15 protein-coding genes are annotated in these 16,268 nt (G+C 72.8%); 5 read left to right on the top strand and 10 right to left on the bottom strand.

Annotated elements, in window-relative coordinates; genetic code table 11:
* Positions 1-14: 14 nt before the first annotated feature.
* The 4 genes from ectB to ABT034_RS12870 all read right to left on the bottom strand — a co-directional run bounded on the left by ectB (position 15) and on the right by ABT034_RS12870 (position 3,728).
* The gene (gene ectB / locus ABT034_RS12885; RefSeq protein ID WP_351214654.1) at positions 15-1,280 is read right to left on the bottom strand and encodes a diaminobutyrate--2-oxoglutarate transaminase; all 1,266 of its coding nucleotides are present in this window, start codon (positions 1,278-1,280) and stop codon (positions 15-17) included.
* 79 nt (positions 1,281-1,359) lie between these two features.
* The gene (gene ectA, locus ABT034_RS12880) at positions 1,360-1,890 is read right to left on the bottom strand and encodes a diaminobutyrate acetyltransferase (RefSeq protein ID WP_351214298.1); all 531 of its coding nucleotides are present in this window, start codon (positions 1,888-1,890) and stop codon (positions 1,360-1,362) included.
* A gap of 358 nt (positions 1,891-2,248) precedes the next feature.
* Positions 2,249-3,052 (bottom strand): endonuclease I family protein, encoded by an 804-nt coding sequence (locus ABT034_RS12875; protein WP_351214296.1) that lies wholly within the window; start codon positions 3,050-3,052, stop codon positions 2,249-2,251.
* Between the two features lie 211 nt (positions 3,053-3,263).
* Positions 3,264-3,728: an Lrp/AsnC family transcriptional regulator gene (locus tag ABT034_RS12870; protein WP_351214294.1), complete on the bottom strand. Its 465-nt coding sequence runs from the start codon at positions 3,726-3,728 to the stop codon at positions 3,264-3,266.
* A gap of 117 nt (positions 3,729-3,845) precedes the next feature.
* Between ABT034_RS12870 and ABT034_RS12865 the strand changes: the two genes are divergently transcribed.
* Positions 3,846-4,955, top strand: a complete 1,110-nt coding sequence (locus ABT034_RS12865) for an asparaginase (RefSeq protein WP_351214292.1) — start codon at positions 3,846-3,848, stop codon at positions 4,953-4,955.
* A 267-nt stretch (positions 4,956-5,222) separates the two neighbouring features.
* Entirely contained in the window at positions 5,223-6,875 is a 1,653-nt protein-coding gene (locus ABT034_RS12860; protein WP_351214291.1) for a GMC oxidoreductase, read from the top strand.
* Between the two features lie 79 nt (positions 6,876-6,954).
* Here ABT034_RS12860 and ABT034_RS12855 read toward each other — a convergent pair whose 3' ends face one another.
* The gene (locus ABT034_RS12855) at positions 6,955-7,443 is read right to left on the bottom strand and encodes a carboxymuconolactone decarboxylase family protein (protein WP_351214289.1); all 489 of its coding nucleotides are present in this window, start codon (positions 7,441-7,443) and stop codon (positions 6,955-6,957) included.
* Complete coding sequence (locus ABT034_RS12850; protein ID WP_351214287.1) at positions 7,440-8,519, bottom strand: NAD(P)H-dependent amine dehydrogenase family protein; 1,080 nt, start codon at positions 8,517-8,519, stop codon at positions 7,440-7,442. The genes ABT034_RS12855 and ABT034_RS12850 overlap by 4 nt, the downstream gene beginning before the upstream one ends.
* Before the next feature lie 228 nt (positions 8,520-8,747).
* Between ABT034_RS12850 and ABT034_RS12845 the strand changes: the two genes are divergently transcribed.
* The gene (locus ABT034_RS12845) at positions 8,748-9,557 is read left to right on the top strand and encodes a L,D-transpeptidase family protein (RefSeq protein ID WP_351214285.1); all 810 of its coding nucleotides are present in this window, start codon (positions 8,748-8,750) and stop codon (positions 9,555-9,557) included.
* 232 nt (positions 9,558-9,789) lie between these two features.
* Here the strand turns inward: ABT034_RS12845 and ABT034_RS12840 are convergent, their stop codons facing one another.
* The 4 genes from ABT034_RS12840 to ABT034_RS12825 form a co-directional block, all read right to left on the bottom strand.
* Positions 9,790-11,169 carry an NAD(P)/FAD-dependent oxidoreductase gene (locus ABT034_RS12840; protein ID WP_351214283.1) on the bottom strand — a complete coding sequence of 460 codons (1,380 nt, stop codon included), beginning with the start codon at positions 11,167-11,169 and terminating at the stop codon, positions 9,790-9,792.
* A gap of 204 nt (positions 11,170-11,373) precedes the next feature.
* Positions 11,374-12,552 (bottom strand): YncE family protein, encoded by a 1,179-nt coding sequence (locus ABT034_RS12835; RefSeq protein ID WP_351214281.1) that lies wholly within the window; start codon positions 12,550-12,552, stop codon positions 11,374-11,376.
* Positions 12,553-12,734: 182 nt separating this feature from the next.
* Positions 12,735-13,316: a dienelactone hydrolase family protein gene (locus tag ABT034_RS12830; protein WP_351214279.1), complete on the bottom strand. Its 582-nt coding sequence runs from the start codon at positions 13,314-13,316 to the stop codon at positions 12,735-12,737.
* 138 nt (positions 13,317-13,454) lie between these two features.
* A complete protein-coding gene (locus ABT034_RS12825; protein WP_351214277.1) occupies positions 13,455-13,856 on the bottom strand; it encodes a hypothetical protein in 402 nt (133 codons plus the stop codon).
* Positions 13,857-14,045: 189 nt separating this feature from the next.
* On the opposite strand from ABT034_RS12825, the gene ABT034_RS12820 reads away from it, so the two are divergent.
* Both ABT034_RS12820 and ABT034_RS12815 read left to right on the top strand, forming a co-directional pair.
* Positions 14,046-15,254, top strand: a complete 1,209-nt coding sequence (locus ABT034_RS12820; protein WP_351214275.1) for an RNA ligase — start codon at positions 14,046-14,048, stop codon at positions 15,252-15,254.
* Positions 15,255-15,256: 2 nt separating this feature from the next.
* Complete coding sequence (locus tag ABT034_RS12815) at positions 15,257-16,171, top strand: phosphatase domain-containing protein (RefSeq protein ID WP_351214273.1); 915 nt, start codon at positions 15,257-15,259, stop codon at positions 16,169-16,171.
* Positions 16,172-16,268: the final 97 nt, after the last annotated feature.

Here is a 16,268-nt window from a genome sequence, read left to right as displayed (position 1 = left end):
CGGGTCCGGTGGGGTCAGGCGGTGTGGCGGACCGAACGGGCCAGGATGCCGAGACCCTCGTCGAGGTCCTCGTCCGTGGCGGTCAGCGGCGGCAGCAGCTTGACCACCTCGCCGCTCGGACCCGAGGTCTCCACGAGCAGCCCGGTCTCGAAGGCGCGGCGGCACACCGCCGCGGCGCGGTCCCCGTCGGCGAACTCCAGACCCCACACCAGTCCGCGGCCGCGGACCGAGACGCCCATGCGCCCGCCGTCCCCGCACAGGTCGAGGAGGGCGCTCTCCACCCGGCCGGCCCGGCTCAGGGTGCGCTCGCGCAGGGCGCCGTCGCGCCAGTGGGCGTCGAGGGCGGCTGTGGCGGTGACGAAGGCGGGGTTGTTGCCGCGGAAGGTCCCGTTGTGCTCGCCGGGCTCCCACACGTCGAGCTCCTGCCGGAACAGGCAGAGGGCCATCGGGAGTCCGTAGCCGCTGATGGACTTGGACAGGGTGACGATGTCGGGCGTGATGCCGGCTTCCTCGAAGGAGAAGAAGTCGCCGGTGCGCCCGCAGCCCATCTGGATGTCGTCGACGATGAGGAGCATGTCGTGCCGGCGGCAGAGCTCCGCGAGCCCGCGCAGCCACTCGGCCCGTGCGACGTTGATGCCGCCCTCGCCCTGGACGGTCTCGACGATCACGGCCGCCGGGTGGTCGAGGCCGGAGCCGGCGTCGCCCAGGAGCCGCTCGAACCAGAGGAAGTCGGGGACCTGTCCGTCGAGGTAGTCGTCGAAGGGCATCCGGATGGCGTGGTGCAGCGGGACGCCCGCGCCGGCGCGCTTGGCGGCGTTGCCGGTGACGGCCAGCGAGCCGAGCGACATTCCGTGGAAGGCGTTGGTGAACGAGACCACTGTCTGGCGCCCGGTGACCTTGCGGGCGAGTTTCAGGGCGGCTTCCACGGCGTTGGTGCCGGTGGGGCCGGGGAACATCACCTTGTAGGGCAGGGCGCGGGGTTCGAGGACCGTCTCGTGGAAGGTCTCCAGGAAGTCGCGTTTGGCGGTCGTCGACATGTCGAGACCGTGGGTGATCCCGTCGTCGGCGAGGTAGTCCAGGAGTGCCCGCTTGAGGACGGGGTTGTTGTGGCCGTAGTTGAGTGAGCCCGCGCCGGCGAAGAAGTCGAGGTACGGACGCCCGTGCTCGTCGTACAGCCGGCTGCCACTGGCGCGTTCGAAGACGACGGGCCAGGCACGGCAGTAGCTGCGGACCTCGGACTCGAGGGCCTCGAAGACGGAGGGGGCGGCGATGTCGATCAGGGTCACGGAGTCTCTTCTCCAGGTGTGGTTCGGGTGCGTGGTGCGTGCGGACGACGGCTGGGGGCGCCGGGGGACCGGCTCAGGACGCCGAGGGACCGAGGGGGCCGATGCGGTACAGCACCTCGGACTCGTGTCCTGCCGCGGGGAAGGCGGCCGAAGGGAACAGCACCTCCTGCGTCAGGTCCGCGCCGTGCCGACGCGCGTAGGACCGGAACAGCCGGTCGGAGGCGAGGTTCCCCGGGGTGACGGTGGCCTCGACTCGGCTGACTCCGTGCTCGGCCGCGACCCGAGTGGTCAGGGCGTCGAGCAGGGTCCCGGCTACCCCGCTTCCGCGGTGCGAACCCTCCACGGCGACCTGCCAGACGAAGAGCGTGTCGGGTGCGTCCGGCCGCAGGTAGCCGGTGACGAAGCCGATCGGGCGTCCGGAGGCGGCACGGGCGACGGCGGTCGTGTCGGCGAAGTCGCGGCACCACAGCAGATAGCTGTAGGGCGAGTTGAGGTCCAGTTCCCCCGTGCCGCGTGCGATCCGCCAGAGTGCGGCGCCGTCGTCGATGCCGGCGGGGCCGATGCGGATGCCGTCGACCTGGGCTGTCATGTGAGCTGTGGTCATGGGCGCCGAAGCTACCGAGTGGGCCTCGGAACTTCCTGGGGCTGAGGGCTTGTTCCGGACGGCCGGACGTGATAGATGCTCTGGCGATTCAGGTGGCTGGAATGACTACTTCGCCACACGGCAAAGGCGAGCAAAACGGGTCAAAGTCACCGTTTATAACGGATGCGTAACGCCTCTGAGGTGTGTCCTACGTCTACTCGAAGAGCGTGAGAACATCCGCCATTTGGCGTTTGAAGGGGCCGGGAGCGGTCAGACGTACGGGTCGACATGCACGGCCGGCATGCACGGCCGACACGCACGGAGCCGGGCCGGGTACGGCGAGCCCGGCCCGGCTCCGTGCGGTTCCGACGCGGTCGGGCTACCAGATCGCCTCGACCCACTCCGGGTGGTCGATGAACGGGTTCCGGTTGCCCTGGTAGGTGCCGAAGATCAGGTCGTTGCGACGCTCCTCGAAGGCGCTCGGCGGGTCCTGCTCGTTCCACTGCTTCAGGACCGAGAGGCGGCCGTGCCAGGGGACGCTGCCGTTGCTGGTCGACTCGTTGGGCTCCAGGTCCGCCCAGGCGTCGTCGCCCTCGTAGCGGACGGCCATGTAGAGGATCATCCGGGCCACGTCGCCCTTGTCGGCGTTGCGCGGCTCGAACGAGTTGCTGTCCGTGTAGCTGCCGGAGGCGCCGCTGACCGGGCTGCCGCCGGTGTCCCAGTCCTTGTTGCCGCGGATGCTGTTGACCTGGACGTCGCAGGCGCGCAGATGGTGCAGGTCGGTGCCGGGGCCGGCCGAGGTGCCGAAGCTCCCGTGGGACTGCGCCCACACGTGCTCGCGATTCCAGTCGCCCACGTCACCGCCGTTGAGGGACTTGCTGCGCGAGACGCCGCTGTAGAGCAGGGTCACGTTGTTGGCGTTGGCGGGGTCCTGGTCGGTGACCTTCAGGGCGTTCCAGACCGCGTCGTACGAGATCTTGGTCTGGCTGCTGATGATCGTGTGCAGCGAGGACTTGAGGCTCGTGCCGGTCTTGCCGATCGCGTTCTTGTAGTACGTGCTGTCGTACGCGGTGGTCGTGGCGCTCGCGGGAGTCGCGGTGACCGTCGGAAGGGTGAGGGTGACGAGGGCGGCGGCTATGGATGCCGTCCACGCCTTCCAGCGGCCGGTCTGTGCAACGGACATGGGGGGTGCCCTTTCCCGGGGACGTCACGCGAGGGAACGCGGAGCCCGCTCAACGGCTCCGCGTTCTACGCGTGTTGACTTCTTGTCAGCCGGGAGCGTGACACGGCGGGGGGACCGGCCGTGTAACCGGGAGGAGGATTTTCTGTGACGTTCTCGCATACGACGGAGCCGCGCCCGGCAGCGGGACGCGCGCCGTCTCCGTCCGGGCGGGTCAGGCGCCCCGAACGTCCACCGGCATCCCCTTCGGCTCCTTGATGCGCTTCATGATGATCTGCGAGTTGACCTCGGTGACCCCGGCGAGCGTCGTCAGACGCTCGATCCACAGCCGCTCGTACGCCGCGAGGTCGGCCACCGCGATCCGGAGGAGGCACCCCGGGCTCCCGAACAGCCGGTACGCCTCGATGACGTCCGGCACGTCCTGCAGCGCCGCCTCGAAGGCCTCGACCGTCTCCCGGTCCCGCCGCACCTCCACCGAGACGAGGACCTCGAACCCGCGCCCCACCGCGCCCGGGTCGATGATCGCCCGGTAGCCCTGGATCACCCCGTCCTGCTCCAGCTGGCGCACCCGGCGCAGACAGGGCGAGGGGCTGAGGCCCACCCGCTGGGCCAGCTCCTGGTTGCTCAGCCGGCCGTCGTTCTGAAGCTCGCGCAAGATATGGAGATCGATTCGGTCCATGGCGCAATTATCTACCACGCCGAAACCTTCCTTCGGCTGATTTCGCAATCGTCTTGCGCGCCTTCTGCCCTACCGTTGCGGCGCACGGCGATTTCGGTACGAGTAAGGACGGCAGGCATGAAGCGGACGAACGACGGGGGAGCGCGCCGGATCGTCGTCATCAGCACCGGCGGCACGATCGCGAGCCGCTGGCAGGGCACCGGCTACGCCGCCGACGCCTCCGGCAGTGACGTCATGGCCACCGCCCCCCTCCCGGAGGGCGTCACCGTCGAGATCGTCGACCTGTTCAACGTCAACAGCTCCCGTATGACCGCGGCCCACCAGCTGGCCCTCCTGCGCACCGTGCACGAGACCCTCGCCGACCCCGGCGTCGACGGCATCGTGGTCACCCACGGCACCGACACCCTGGAGGAGACCGCCTTCCTCCTGGACCTCCACCACACCGACGTCCGCCCGGTCGTCCTCACCGGCGCCCAGCGCCCCTTCGGCACCGGCGACGGGGACGGCCCCGGCAACTTGTACGACGCGCTCCAGGTCGCCTGCACCGTCAGCGACCTCGGCGTCCTCGTCGTCTTCGACGGCCGGGTCCATGCCGCCCGAGGCACCGTCAAGAGCCAGACGCTCGCCGCCGACGCCTTCTCCGACCCCTCGGCCGAGCGCCTGGGCCGGGTCGGGTTCTCCCGCGTCGACATCGAGCGCCGGCCGGAGCGCCCGACGCCGCTGCCGCTCCCCGCCGCCGCGCACACGGCGACCCCCGGCGCCCCCGGGCCCGCCCCGCTGCCCCGCGTCGACATCATCTCCCACCACTCCGACGGCGACCCGTTCCTGCTGAACGCGGCCGTCGCCGCCGGCGCCCGGGGCATCGTCCTCGAAGCGACCGGCGCGGGCAACGCCACCCCCGAGATCGTCGCCGCCGTGGCCGACGCGGTCGCCGACGGTGTCCTCGTCGCCGTGACCACCCGGGTCCCGGCGGGCCCGCTCGCCGAGATCTACACCGGCGGCGGCGCCGTCGACCTGGTCGCCGCCGGAGCGCTGCTCACCGGTACGCTCCGCGCCGCCCAGGCCCGGATCGCCGTCCTCGCCACGCTCCTGGCCGACGGCGCCGCGGGCGACCCGGCCCGCGGCACCGCCCTCCTGCGCCGCCTCCTCGAAGGACCGGTCCGCGTGGAACCCGCTCTCGCCACCGGCGCCTCCCGCTCGGCCTCGGCCGTCGCCGCCCGCGCGTAGGGAGCATCCGCCGGTCAGGGCCTGACCGGCCCCGACCAGCACCCCAGAACCCCGACTCGCGGGCGGAGCACCCCCCCGCCCGCCCGCGAGCCGGAGCCAACGCCCTCGCGCACGTAGCCCTCGCCACCGCCGAGCTGCTCACCGCGCGCCTCGCCGGCGGCCCGAGGGCCTTGACGACCCGACGAAGTTACCCGTCGGTTTCTCGTGACTTCCCCGGTCGCCGACAGTAGAACATGTTCCCATTCGCTCACGAGTGAGGAACATCACATGAGTGAACGCTCCCTGCCTGCCCTGGGAACCGGCCGTGTCAACCGCCGCCGGTTCCTCGCAGGAACAGGTTCTCTTCTCGGCGCCGCGGCCCTCGCCGCCCACGCCGCCCCCGCCCACGCCGACACCGGCCTCACCGCCATCCCCAGCACTCCCCTCCCCACCGGCACCCACGTCCGCGCCCTCGTCATCGGCACCGGGTACGGCGGCTCCGTCGCCGCCCTCCGGCTGGCCCGTGCGGGGGTCCCCGTCCACATGGTCGAGATGGGGATGGCCTGGGACGCCCCCGGATCAGACGGCAAGATCTTCGCCAACACCACCCGGCCCGACTACCGCTCCTTCTGGTTGCGGACCCGCACCAAGCAGCCCCTCAGCAACTTCCTCGGCTTCCCCCTCGACAAGGACGTCCCCCGCCACACCGGCATCCTCGACGCCGAGGACTTCGCCGGCATCACCGTCTACCAGGGCCGTGGCGTCGGCGGCGGCTCCCTCGTGAACGGCGGCATGGCCGTCACTCCCCGCCGCGAGAACTTCGCCGCCATCCTCCCCACCGTCGACGCGGGGGAGATGTACTCCACCTACTACCCGCGTGCCAACGCCGGCCTCGGCGTCACCGCCGTGGACGAGGCCTGGTGGGAGAGCACCGCCTGCTACCAGTACGCCCGCGTCGGCCGCAAGCACGCCCAGCGCTCCGGGTTCCCCTTCGTCTTCGTCCCGAACGTCTACGACTGGGAGTACATGAAGAAGGAAGCCGCCGGAGCCGTACCGAAGTCGGCCCTGGACGGCGAGGTCATCTACGGCAACAACGCCGGCAAGAAGACGCTCCAGAAGACCTACCTCGCCCAGGCCGCCGCCACCGGCCGCGTCACCGTCTCCGCGCTGCACAAGGTCACCTCCGTCACCCCCCGGCCCGGCGGCGGCTACACCGTCGCCGTCGACCAGATCGACACCACAGGCGCCACCCTCGCGAGCAAGACCGTCACCGCCGACAAGGTCTTCTTCGCCGCCGGAAGCGTCGGGACGAGCAAACTCCTCACCCGCCTGAAGGCCACCGGCGCCCTGCCCGCCCTCAACGACCAGATCGGCAAGGGCTGGGGCGACAACGGCAACGTCATGTGCGGCCGCGCCAACCACATGTGGGACGCGACCGGCAAGCTCCAGTCGGCCATGCCCACCGCGGGCATCGACAACTGGGACGCCGGCGGCGCCTTCGCCGAGGTCGCCCCGCTGCCCACCGGCATCGAGACCTACGCCTCCTTCTACCTCTCCATCACCAAGACCCCCCACCGGGCCGAGTTCACCTGGAACGCGGCCACCGGCAAGGTCGACCTAAGCTGGGACCGGGCCTGGAAGCAGACCTCCATCGACGCGGCGAAGACCATCTTCGACAAGATCAACGCCAAGGAGGGCACGATCTACCGCACCGACCTCTTCGGCACGTACAAGATCTGGGGTGACCACCTCACGTACCACCCGCTCGGCGGCGCGGTCCTGGGCCGCGCGACCGACAACCACGGCCGGCTCCACGGCTATCACGGCCTGTACGTCATCGACGGCGCCCTGATCCCCGGCAACGCCAGCGTCAACCCGTTCGTCACCATCACGGCCCTCGCCGAACGCAACATCGAACGCATCGTCGCCGAGGACTTCTGACGGCTGACGCGGGCGGGCCGACCGGGTCCCCCCGGCCGGCCCGATCCGCACACCCACGCCCACGCCCGCACCCACGCCCTCAATGCGTCGGCAGCACGCACACCGTGTCGAGCCCCAGCACCCGGTTGAGCCGCCCGAACGCCAGCCACGAGCCCAGGCTCATGGTCAGCTCCACGATCTCCGCCTGGCTGTACCGCGCCGTCATCCGGCCCCAGAACTCCTCGTCCAGACCGTGGTGGTCGAGCGCGTACCGCTCCGCGTACTCGGCCGCGAGCCGCGTCCGCTCGTCGAAGGACTCCGAGACCTCCGTCTCGCGCCACGCCGCGACGACCTCGTCGAAGCCCTCCTCGACCTTCTCGCCGTCCCGGTCGGTACGCCAGTCCAGGCAGAAGCCGCAGCCGTTGATCTGCGCGATCCGCAGCCGGGCCGCCTCGAACTCGCGCAGTCCGAGGGTCGTATGGGCGTACACCGACAGCGAGAAGTTCGCCGCCGCCGTGCCGATCTCCGGGACCATGTCGCCCCACACGTACCCGATCGGCTCCTGGCCCTCGGGAATGTCGATGATCATTGTGATCTCCTTCCCAGCTTCCCGACCGCCGGCCGCAACGGCACGTCCAGCGCGTCGTACAGTCCCGGCTCCGCCGCCACCAGCCAGTCGATCGCCCCGACGAGTCGGCCCACCGCCGTGGCGTTCCCGCCCGCCGACCGGTTGTCGCCCTCGGCGGTCGCGGCCACCGTCACCTCGATCCGGGGGCTGCCCTCGACGATCACGCGGTGCGCCCCCGCCCCGTCCGGCGGGACCGGCCAGTCCGGAGCGCAGGAGGGGTGGATACGGGTCACGTGCTCGATCACGATCCGGGGCTCCCCGTCGACGATCCCCTGCACCTCGAAGCGGATCGCGCCCTGCGTGCCCGCCTCGAAGACGCCCATCGTCCGGGTCTTCACGGTCGACTCCAGCGGACGCCGGTCCACCGTCTCGCGGATGTCGTCGAGCTCGGCGCCGAGCGCGCGGGCCATCAGGCGTATCTGCCCGCCCCACACCATCGTCGGCACCGACGGCAGCAGCATCGGCGGCTCGTACGCCATCGGCCGGCCCATCCCGATCAGGTCCCGGACCGACTCCTCCTGCTCGTACGTCGAGTAGTCGAAGATCTCCTGACAGCGGATCACGTCCACGGTGCTGCCGAGCCCGCTCACGAGCAGCGGCAGCACGTCGTTGCCCCAGCCGGGATCGACGCCCGACACGAACAGCGAACCGCCCCCCTCGGCGACGGCCGCGAGCACCGGATCCCGGAACTCGGGCGGTGCGTTGCGCTGGTCGTACAGCGGATAGAGCGCGGGCGTCACGACCACCGCGCCGGCCCGTACCGCACGCGCCACGTCGTCGAGCGCCCCGTCGGGCCGGGTGTCGCCGGACGCCGCGTACACCACCGCCCCGGGCCGCCCGCCGAGCACCGCGCCGACGTCGTCGACGGCCACCACCCCGAGCTCGCGCCCGAGCCCCGCGAGCCACCCCGCGTCCCGCCCGACCTTCGCCGGATCGGAGACCAGCACGGCCACGAGCTCAAGCCCTGGATGAGCGTCCACGGCACGGATCGCCGCGCGCCCGACATTCCCGGTACCCCACACCACCGTCCGAATCATGCGCGGAGGGTAGCGCCGGACCCCGAAGGTTCCCAGACCCGCGACGCACCCATCTGACGGTTCGTCAGGTTCTGCGGGTCAGGCGAGCCGCAACGTCACGAACGGCACCGTGTCGCCCGGTCGGACAAGCGGACGCGGCCGTACGGGTGAGGGCGTCGGTGGGGCCGTAGTGGCGCCCGCCGAACGGGTACGGATCGCAGCACTGCCCCCGGCCAGGAGGATCCGTCCATGTCCGTCCGCAAGGGCGCACCCGCCCTGCTGAGCGCCGGCACACTGTGCGCGGCCCTGTTGCTCACCGGCTGCGCGAGTACCGCGCCATCCGCTCCCGCGCCCGCCGGGCCGCCCACCTCGGCCCCGCCCGCCGGTGACTCCCGCCCCGCGGGCGCGGCCGGCGTGGTGGGCGGTCCAGGGCAGTCGGCGAGCAGCCCCTCCGCCCCGGCCCCCGCACCCCGGATCCCCGGTATCGGCCCCGCCACCCACGCCCTCGTCCCCGACGGCACCACCCAGGCCCTCGTCGTCACCGGCGCCACCACAGGCGACAACACGGCCACCGCGACGCTGTACGAACGGGCCCCCGGCGGCCGCTGGACCGCGGCCGCCGGACCGTGGCCCGCCCACAACGCGCTCCGGGGCTGGACCGAGGACCACGTCGCCGGCGACCTGCGCACCCCGATCGGGGTCTTCCGGCTCGGCGACGCCGGCGGCCGACTGCCCGATCCCGGCGCCCGTATCCCGTACGACCAGGACAGGGAGTTCGCCATCAGCGGCACCGGCTTCTCCGGCGAATCCCTCGAAGGCTCCTTCGACCATGTCATCGCCATCGACTACAACCGCGTACCCGGCCGGACCCCGCTCGACAAGGAACGCCCGCTCGGCCCGGGGAAGGGCGGCGGGGTCTGGATCCACGTCGACCACGGCGGACCCACCCAGGCCTGCGTGGCCCTGGAACGCGAGGACCTTCGCGAACTGCTGCGCGCCCTCGACCCGTCCAGGGACCCCGTCGTCGTCATGGGCCCGGCCCCCACGCTCGGGCGCTGAGCGCCCGGGGGCGGGGGCGGGGCCCCGATCCGGGGCCTCGGGCTCCGGTGCGTCGGGCCCCAGTGCGGGGCCGACGCACCGGTGCGGGGGCGTCAGGGCCTGACGCCGGCTCGCCCCCCCCGGCCCGGGGGCGTCGGGTCTGACGCCGACTCGCCCCCCCGGGCCCGCGGCCGTCGGGCCTGACGTGCGCCTCCGCGCCCGGACCCGGCGGCGTCGCGCCCCGCGCCGGGCCTCAGCGTCCGCCCGTTCCGACCGCCCCGCGGAACGAGGCCGTGTGTTCGCGGACCTGTTCCGGGGTCAGATACGCGTCGGTGTACTCGAAGTCCCGCAGGGTGCCCGACTTCGACGCCAGGAACCCCGTCCGTACGAAGTCGTCCCCGGCCACCGCGTTCAGCAGCCAGTTCGTCATCACCCGGGTCTTGGCCACATTGGTCCGCAGTGCCCCCCAGTGGTAGGCCCGGGCCACGGCCTGCGCCGGCATCCCGTGCAGCTCCACACCCAGCGGCTTCGAGACCCCGTCCATCCCGCCGAGGTCCACCACGAGCCCCAGATCCTTGTGCCGGTACGGGTGCGTCGCCTCCCCGCGCAGCGTCGCGACCAGATTGTCCGCGACGGCCTTCCCCTGCCGCATCGCGTGCTGCGCGGTCGGCGGACAGATCGCGCCCTCCTCGCCCTTGGCGAGGTCCGGCACGGCCGCCGCGTCACCCAGCGCCCACACCCCGTCGAGCCCCGGCACCGCCATCTCCGCCGAGACGACGGCCCGGCCCCGCAAGGTCTCCGTGCCGAGCGTGCCGATCAGCGGACTCGCCGCCACCCCGGCCGTCCAGATCAGCGTCCGGCTCGGCAGCACCCGCCCGTCCGTGAGCGTCACCGTCTTCTCGTCCACCGAGCCCACCGACACCCCGAGCGACACCTCGATGCCGCGCTTGGTCAGGATGTCCATCGCGGCGGCGCCCAGCTTGTCGCCCAGCTCGGGCATCAGCTTCGGCGCGATGTCCACCAGATGCCACTTGATCAGCTTCGGGTCGATCCGGGGGTACCGCTTGACCGCGTTGCAGGTGAGCTGCTGGAGGCAGGCCGCCGTCTCGGTGCCCGCGTAACCGCCGCCGACCACCACGAACTGCAGCCGCGCGGCCCGTTCCTCCTCGTCGGTGCTCGCGTCCGCCAGGTCCAGCTGGGCGATGACGTGGTCGCGGATGTACACGGCCTCCGCGAGCGTCTTCATCCCGCGCGCGTGCTCGGCGAGCCCCGGGATGTCGAAGCTGCGGGTCACACTCCCGGGCGCGAGCACAAGATGGTCGTACGGCTCGGTCACGTACTCACCGGAGATCGTCCGCACCACGCAGACCTTCGCCGCCGTGTCCACCCCGACCACACCACCGGGCACGATCCGGGTCCGGTGCCGCTCGCTGCGCCGCAACGACAGCGCGACCGACTGCGGGGTCAGCACCCCCGCCGCCACCTGGGGGAGCAGTGGCAGGTACAGCTGGTACGAGAACGGCGAGAGCAGCGCGATCTGCGCCTCCCGCTCCGCGAGCCGCCGTTCGAGCCGCCGTACGCAGGCCACGCCGGCGAATCCGGCGCCCACCACGAGAATCCTCGGTCGCGTCACGCTGTCCGCCCTTCCGTTGGAGCGTGCCAGCCCCAGGGGGCAATCTGCGGCTGACTATCCGTGGTTCACCCTTTTTATCCTTATTACGTCCGGATCGCCCTTCGGCGTGGTCCGCCCCGGCTCGGCGGCGGCCGCGCGGGCACCGGCACGCCGTTCGGCTACCCCCTCGCGGCCGTTCCACCGCCCCGGCCCGGGACGGGGCGGTCAGAGGACAACGATCCCCAGCGGCCGCGAGCCCGCGGCGAGGCGACGCGTCTCGCCCGAGTCCAGGTCGACGACGCTGAGGCCGTCCCAGTACCCGTCCCGGGTGAACCCGCCGGTCACATACGCGGTCCGCCCGTCCTCCGACACGGCCACGCTCTCGTGCGGCCCCTCCAGGGGGTAGACCCGCTCGGCCCCGCCGGGCGACCGGACCGTCAGGGAGGGCCCGCGGTCCACGTCCGGGTCGATCGGCCCCGTGCCCACCGTCAGGAGCGTCCCGTCGGCGGTCACCGTGGCGCCGTGCTGATGGGTGTCCGCCGTCATCGGCTCGATCGTCGTCCGCCCCGTCCGGGGGTCGACGACCGCGAGCCGCTCGCCCTCGAAGGGCAGCAGCAGCTTTCCGTCCGAGGGCCGCACGGCCGTGTAGTGCGGCTTGAGCCAGGAACCGAGCCCGCCCTCCGTGCCGTACGGGGCGACCTCCACCCGGCGCGGCTCCAGCGTCCCCGCCGTGACGACCGTGACGTCGAAGGAGTCGTGGTTCGTCGCGTACACCTCCGCGCCGTCCCGCGACACGTCCACGTCGAACGGGCGCCGGCCCACCGGCACGGTGTCCGTGACGCGCAGCGCCGCCGTGTCGATCACCTCCAGGGCGCCGTTCCCGTCGGGCACGTGGACCCCCACGTAGGCCCGGCGTCCGTCAGGGGCGAGCGCGATGCCCATGCCGCCGCCCCGGTACTCGCCCGTGGTCACGGGCCCGGCGTCCGTCTCGTACGGGATCAGGGCGAGCCGCTGCCGGGTCGCCGTGTCCACCACCGCCACGCCCTCCGCGGTCGCCACCCAGGCCCGCCCGTCCTCCCCGACGGCCAGACCGTACGGCGCGGTGCCGACCTTCACGGAACCCGTGGCACCCCGCTCGGGGTCGACGAACGTGACCGTGTCGGAGCCGAAGTCGGAGACCAGGAGCGTGCCCGGTGCCGGCCCGCCGGCCGGGGCGGGCGTCACGGTGGCGGAGGAACCGGCCGTGGGCGACGCCGAGCCGGGTGACACCCCGGCCGACGGCTTCGTCCCCGACGCGGAGGCCGCCCCTCCGGATCCCTGGGCACACCCGGCGAGCACGGCGACGCTCAGCACGGCGGGCACGAGCACGCGGGTGGCACGGGACGCGCGGCGGATCTTCGGCATGGCGGACTCCTCGGTGCGGCGGACACGGGCGGCGCCGTCGGGAGACAGCCCCGCACCCTGCTCCGATACTCCGCCCGCATCCGACCCCGTACGGTCCGACAGCCGGCCCCCCACCGGCAGCGGGACGGACGACACCGGGGTCGACCGAACGGTTGACCCGCCCGGCCCTCGGACACCGGCCCTCAGCGCTTCAGGCCGCCCAGGAAACACAGCACCCGCTCCAGACAGAGCGCCGCCGCCTCCGGCACATGGGACGGCGCGCCGCGCTCCGCGAACAGGTGCGCGCTCCCCGGGTAGAGGAACAGCCTCCGGTCCGCCGCGTCCGCGACCAGCGCGCGGGCCGCCGCCAGATCCCCCTCGTCGACGAAGAACGGATCGGAGTCCATCCCGTGCACCTGCACGGGTACGCCCTCCGGCCAGGCCCCGCCGAACTCCGTCACCGGCACACAGGCGCTGAACAGCAGGGCGCCGAGCGCCCCCGCCCTCGTCTGCGCCAGCTTCTGCGCGGGCAGCACACCGAGCGAGAACCCGGCGAGCACGATCCCGGCCGGCAGCCCCTCGGCGGCCCGCTCGCCGCGCGCCACGAGCGCCTCGAAACCGATCTCCTGGGCGTGCGCGGCGCCGGCCTCCAGGTCGGTGAACGTACGCCCCTCGTACAGGTCGGGTACGTGCACCGTGTGGCCGGCCCGCCGCAGCTCGCCGGCGAACGCGCCGACGCCCTCCGTCAGCCCGAGCGCGTGGTGGAACAGCAGAACCTCGGCCATGTCGTCATCCCCTGATCACCGTTTGCAGCCCGCCCCACCGCGGCACAGGCCGTCCGGTACCCAGCATGGCCGGAGGCACTGACAACGCCCGGATCCCGCGGAAACGGGCCCGGAGCGGAGAGCGAGCGGATGCGACGGCTAGCGCAGCGGCCGGTGCGGCAGGACGGCGCCCGCCTGGCCCACGACGCCCATCGGACCGGTGACCCCCATCTGGCCACCGGAACCCATCGGACCGCCGGAACCCATCGGTCCGCCGTTCCCCATCGGCCCGCCGGAACCCATCTGCCCCCCGGCACCCATGTGCCCACCAGCACCCATCTGCCCCCCGGCCCCCATCTGCCCACCAGCGCCCATCTGACCACCGGCACCGGGGTGCTGGCCCGGGCCCTGCGGCCCGGCGACGCCCTGCGGCGGCACCTGGATGACCCGGCTCAGGTCCCGCAGAACCTCCTCCGCGACCTGGCGGACGTCACCCGGAACATCCCCCCGCTCCCGTATGAGCTCGGCGTAGATCGGTGCCGTGCCGTCCGCGTGGTTCATGGGGCTCGCTTCCTTCGTCTGCGCCGGTTACGTCACCGACGGGGAGACGGCGAGTCTACGGGGCACCACCGACACGCCCGGGTTCGGGAGCCCGCGCACCGCCCCCTCCGGGCCCCCCGGCCGGATATTCGCTGTCCCTCGGGGCCCCACCGGCCGAGAATGGATCACCGAACACCCGGGAGGGACCCCATGAGCCAGGCGACCCTGACTCTGCACGACCTGATGCCGTCCGACGAGCTCGCCTCCGCACTCGCGGACGGGCACGTCACGCGCAAGCGGCACCCCGAGCTGCCGCTGTCGATCTACACGTACACGCGCGCGTGCCAGTACGGCCAGCACTGGAACCGGGCGACCACGCGCTGCCGCGGACTCGTCGCCGACGACGCCACCGGGCGGATCGTCGCGCTCCCCCTCCCCAAGTTCTTCAACGTGTCCGAGCACACCACCGGCCGCCCCTACGCGCCGCCGCTCCCCGACGAGCCGTTCGAGGTGTACGACAAGGTCGACGGCAGCCTCGCCGTCGTCTTCCACTACGACGGCCGCTGGCGCGTCGCCTCCAAGGGCTCCTTCACCAGCGCCCAGGCGACCTGGGCGCAGCGCCGGCTCGACGCCGCCGACTCCACCGGCCTGACGCCGGGTGTCACGTACCTCGCGGAGATCCTCTACCCGGGCAACCGCATCGTCGTGAACTACGGCGAGCGCCGCGACCTCGTCCTGCTCGCCGCCTTCGGCCGTGACGGCACCGAGATCCCGCTCGCCGAGGCCGCCGTCGGATGGGACGCCGTCGGGTCGATCGTCCGTACCTGGCCCGCCATGAGCGTCGACGAGCTCGTCGCCCTCACCGAGTCCAACACCCTCCCGGGCGGCGGGCGGGCCACCGGCACCGACGCCGAGGGCTTCGTCCTGCGCTTCGCGTCCGGTGTGCGCGCCAAGGCGAAGCTCGCCGAGTACGTACGCCTCCACAAGGTGCTCACCGGAGTCACCGAACGCGACATCTGGCGCGGCCACGGCATCCAGCGGTTCGCCGCCCTGCCGGCAGGCGAGCTCGCCAAGGGCCTCGGCTGCGCCGTCACCGACGTCGAGGCCTCCGGCGGCAAGCCCCTCGACGCCCTTCTCGAGCAGGTGCCGGACGAGTTCGACGCCTGGGTGCGCCAGGTGATCGCCCGTCTCGAAGAGGCCGCCACCGACCGCGAGCGGGCCGTCGACGAGGCGTACGCCCGCCTGGCCCACCTCGCCGGCGACCGCGGCGCCTTCGCCCGCGCCGCCGCGGGCGTGTCCGACCGGGGCCTGCGCGCCGCGCTGTTCCTGCGCCTCGACGGACGCCCCACCGACCTCCTCGTGTGGCGACAGCTCCGCCCCGAGGCCACCGACCCCTTCGCCACCGACCAGGAGAACTGACCGTGCCTGTCGTTCACGTCATGACCGGCCTCCCGGCCTCCGGGAAGACGACGGCCGCCCGCGCCCTCCAGGCCGCCGCAGAGGGACGCGTACGCCGGGTGAACCTCGACGACCTCCGCGCCATGCTCGACCTCCCGGCCACGGACCGCGGCCGCTCCCGCACCCATGAGCAGACCGTCCTCGGCATCCAGGACGCCGCCGTCCGCGCGGCCGTCGACGACGGCTTCGACGTCGTCGTCGACAACACCCATCTGACCCCGCACGTCCCGAAGCGGCTGAAGGCCGCCGTCGCGGGCCTGGCCACCTTCGCCGTGCACGACTTCACCTCCGTGCCCGTCGACGAGTGCGTCCGCCGCGACGCGGGCCGCGAGCGGCCCGTCGGCGAGGAGGTCATCCGCATCCTCGCCGACAAGCACGCCAAGGCCACCCGGGGCGGCTGGCGGCTCACCGCGGACTGGCTCAACGACCAGGCGGCCGTCGAGCCCTACGTCGCCGACCCGAGCCTCCCCACCGCCGTCATGTGCGACATCGACGGCACCCTCGCCCTGCGCGTCGACCGCGGCCCGTACGACTTCACGCGCTGCGACCGCGACCTGCTCAACGTCTCCGTACGGGACGCCCTGCGCGCCTTCCGGCACAGCGAGAGCGACCGGATCGTCCTCCTGTCCGGCCGGAGCGAGGACCACCGCGCGCTCACCGAGAGCTGGCTCGCCCGTCACGAGGTGCCCTACGACGAACTGTGGATGCGGGCCTCCGGCGACGGCCGCGGCGACGACCTCGTGAAGGCGGAGCTCTTCGACGCCCACGTACGCCACCGCTACGCCGTCCGCGTCTCCCTCGACGACCGCGACCGCGTCGTCGCCCTCTGGCGCCGCATGGGCCTGCCCACCTGGCAGGTCAACTACGGCGCCTTCTGACCGGCCCCCTCCGGCCGGGGGGGGGGGGGGGGGGGCCGCCCCCCCCCCCCCCCCCCCCCCGGGGGGGGGGGGGGGCCCCGGGGTACGCAAACCGCCG

This window comes from Streptomyces sp. NPDC002773 (assembly GCF_040295605.1).
In the GTDB taxonomy this organism is placed as follows: Bacteria; Actinomycetota; Actinomycetes; order Streptomycetales; family Streptomycetaceae; genus Streptomyces.
Note: the sequence above shows the minus strand (reverse complement) of the source record. Positions and strands in the feature narration are given on the sequence as shown.

Bases quoted from the DNA above. Each gene is read 5' to 3' on its own strand.
- ectA (WP_351214298.1), bottom strand. From the start codon at position 1,890: ATGACCACAGCTCACATGACAGCCCAGGTCGACGGCATCCGCATCGGC.
- ABT034_RS12830 (WP_351214279.1), bottom strand. From the start codon at position 13,316: ATGGCCGAGGTTCTGCTGTTCCACCACGCGCTCGGGCTGACGGAGGGC.
- ABT034_RS12820 (WP_351214275.1), top strand. From the start codon at position 14,046: ATGAGCCAGGCGACCCTGACTCTGCACGACCTGATGCCGTCCGACGAG.
- ABT034_RS12870 (WP_351214294.1), bottom strand. From the start codon at position 3,728: ATGGACCGAATCGATCTCCATATCTTGCGCGAGCTTCAGAACGACGGC.
- ABT034_RS12855 (WP_351214289.1), bottom strand. From the start codon at position 7,443: ATGATCATCGACATTCCCGAGGGCCAGGAGCCGATCGGGTACGTGTGG.
- ABT034_RS12865 (WP_351214292.1), top strand. From the start codon at position 3,846: ATGAAGCGGACGAACGACGGGGGAGCGCGCCGGATCGTCGTCATCAGC.
- ABT034_RS12825 (WP_351214277.1), bottom strand. From the start codon at position 13,856: ATGAACCACGCGGACGGCACGGCACCGATCTACGCCGAGCTCATACGG.
- ABT034_RS12850 (WP_351214287.1), bottom strand. From the start codon at position 8,519: ATGATTCGGACGGTGGTGTGGGGTACCGGGAATGTCGGGCGCGCGGCG.
- ABT034_RS12835 (WP_351214281.1), bottom strand. From the start codon at position 12,552: ATGCCGAAGATCCGCCGCGCGTCCCGTGCCACCCGCGTGCTCGTGCCC.
- ABT034_RS12875 (WP_351214296.1), bottom strand. From the start codon at position 3,052: ATGTCCGTTGCACAGACCGGCCGCTGGAAGGCGTGGACGGCATCCATA.
- ABT034_RS12860 (WP_351214291.1), top strand. From the start codon at position 5,223: ATGAGTGAACGCTCCCTGCCTGCCCTGGGAACCGGCCGTGTCAACCGC.
- ABT034_RS12845 (WP_351214285.1), top strand. From the start codon at position 8,748: ATGTCCGTCCGCAAGGGCGCACCCGCCCTGCTGAGCGCCGGCACACTG.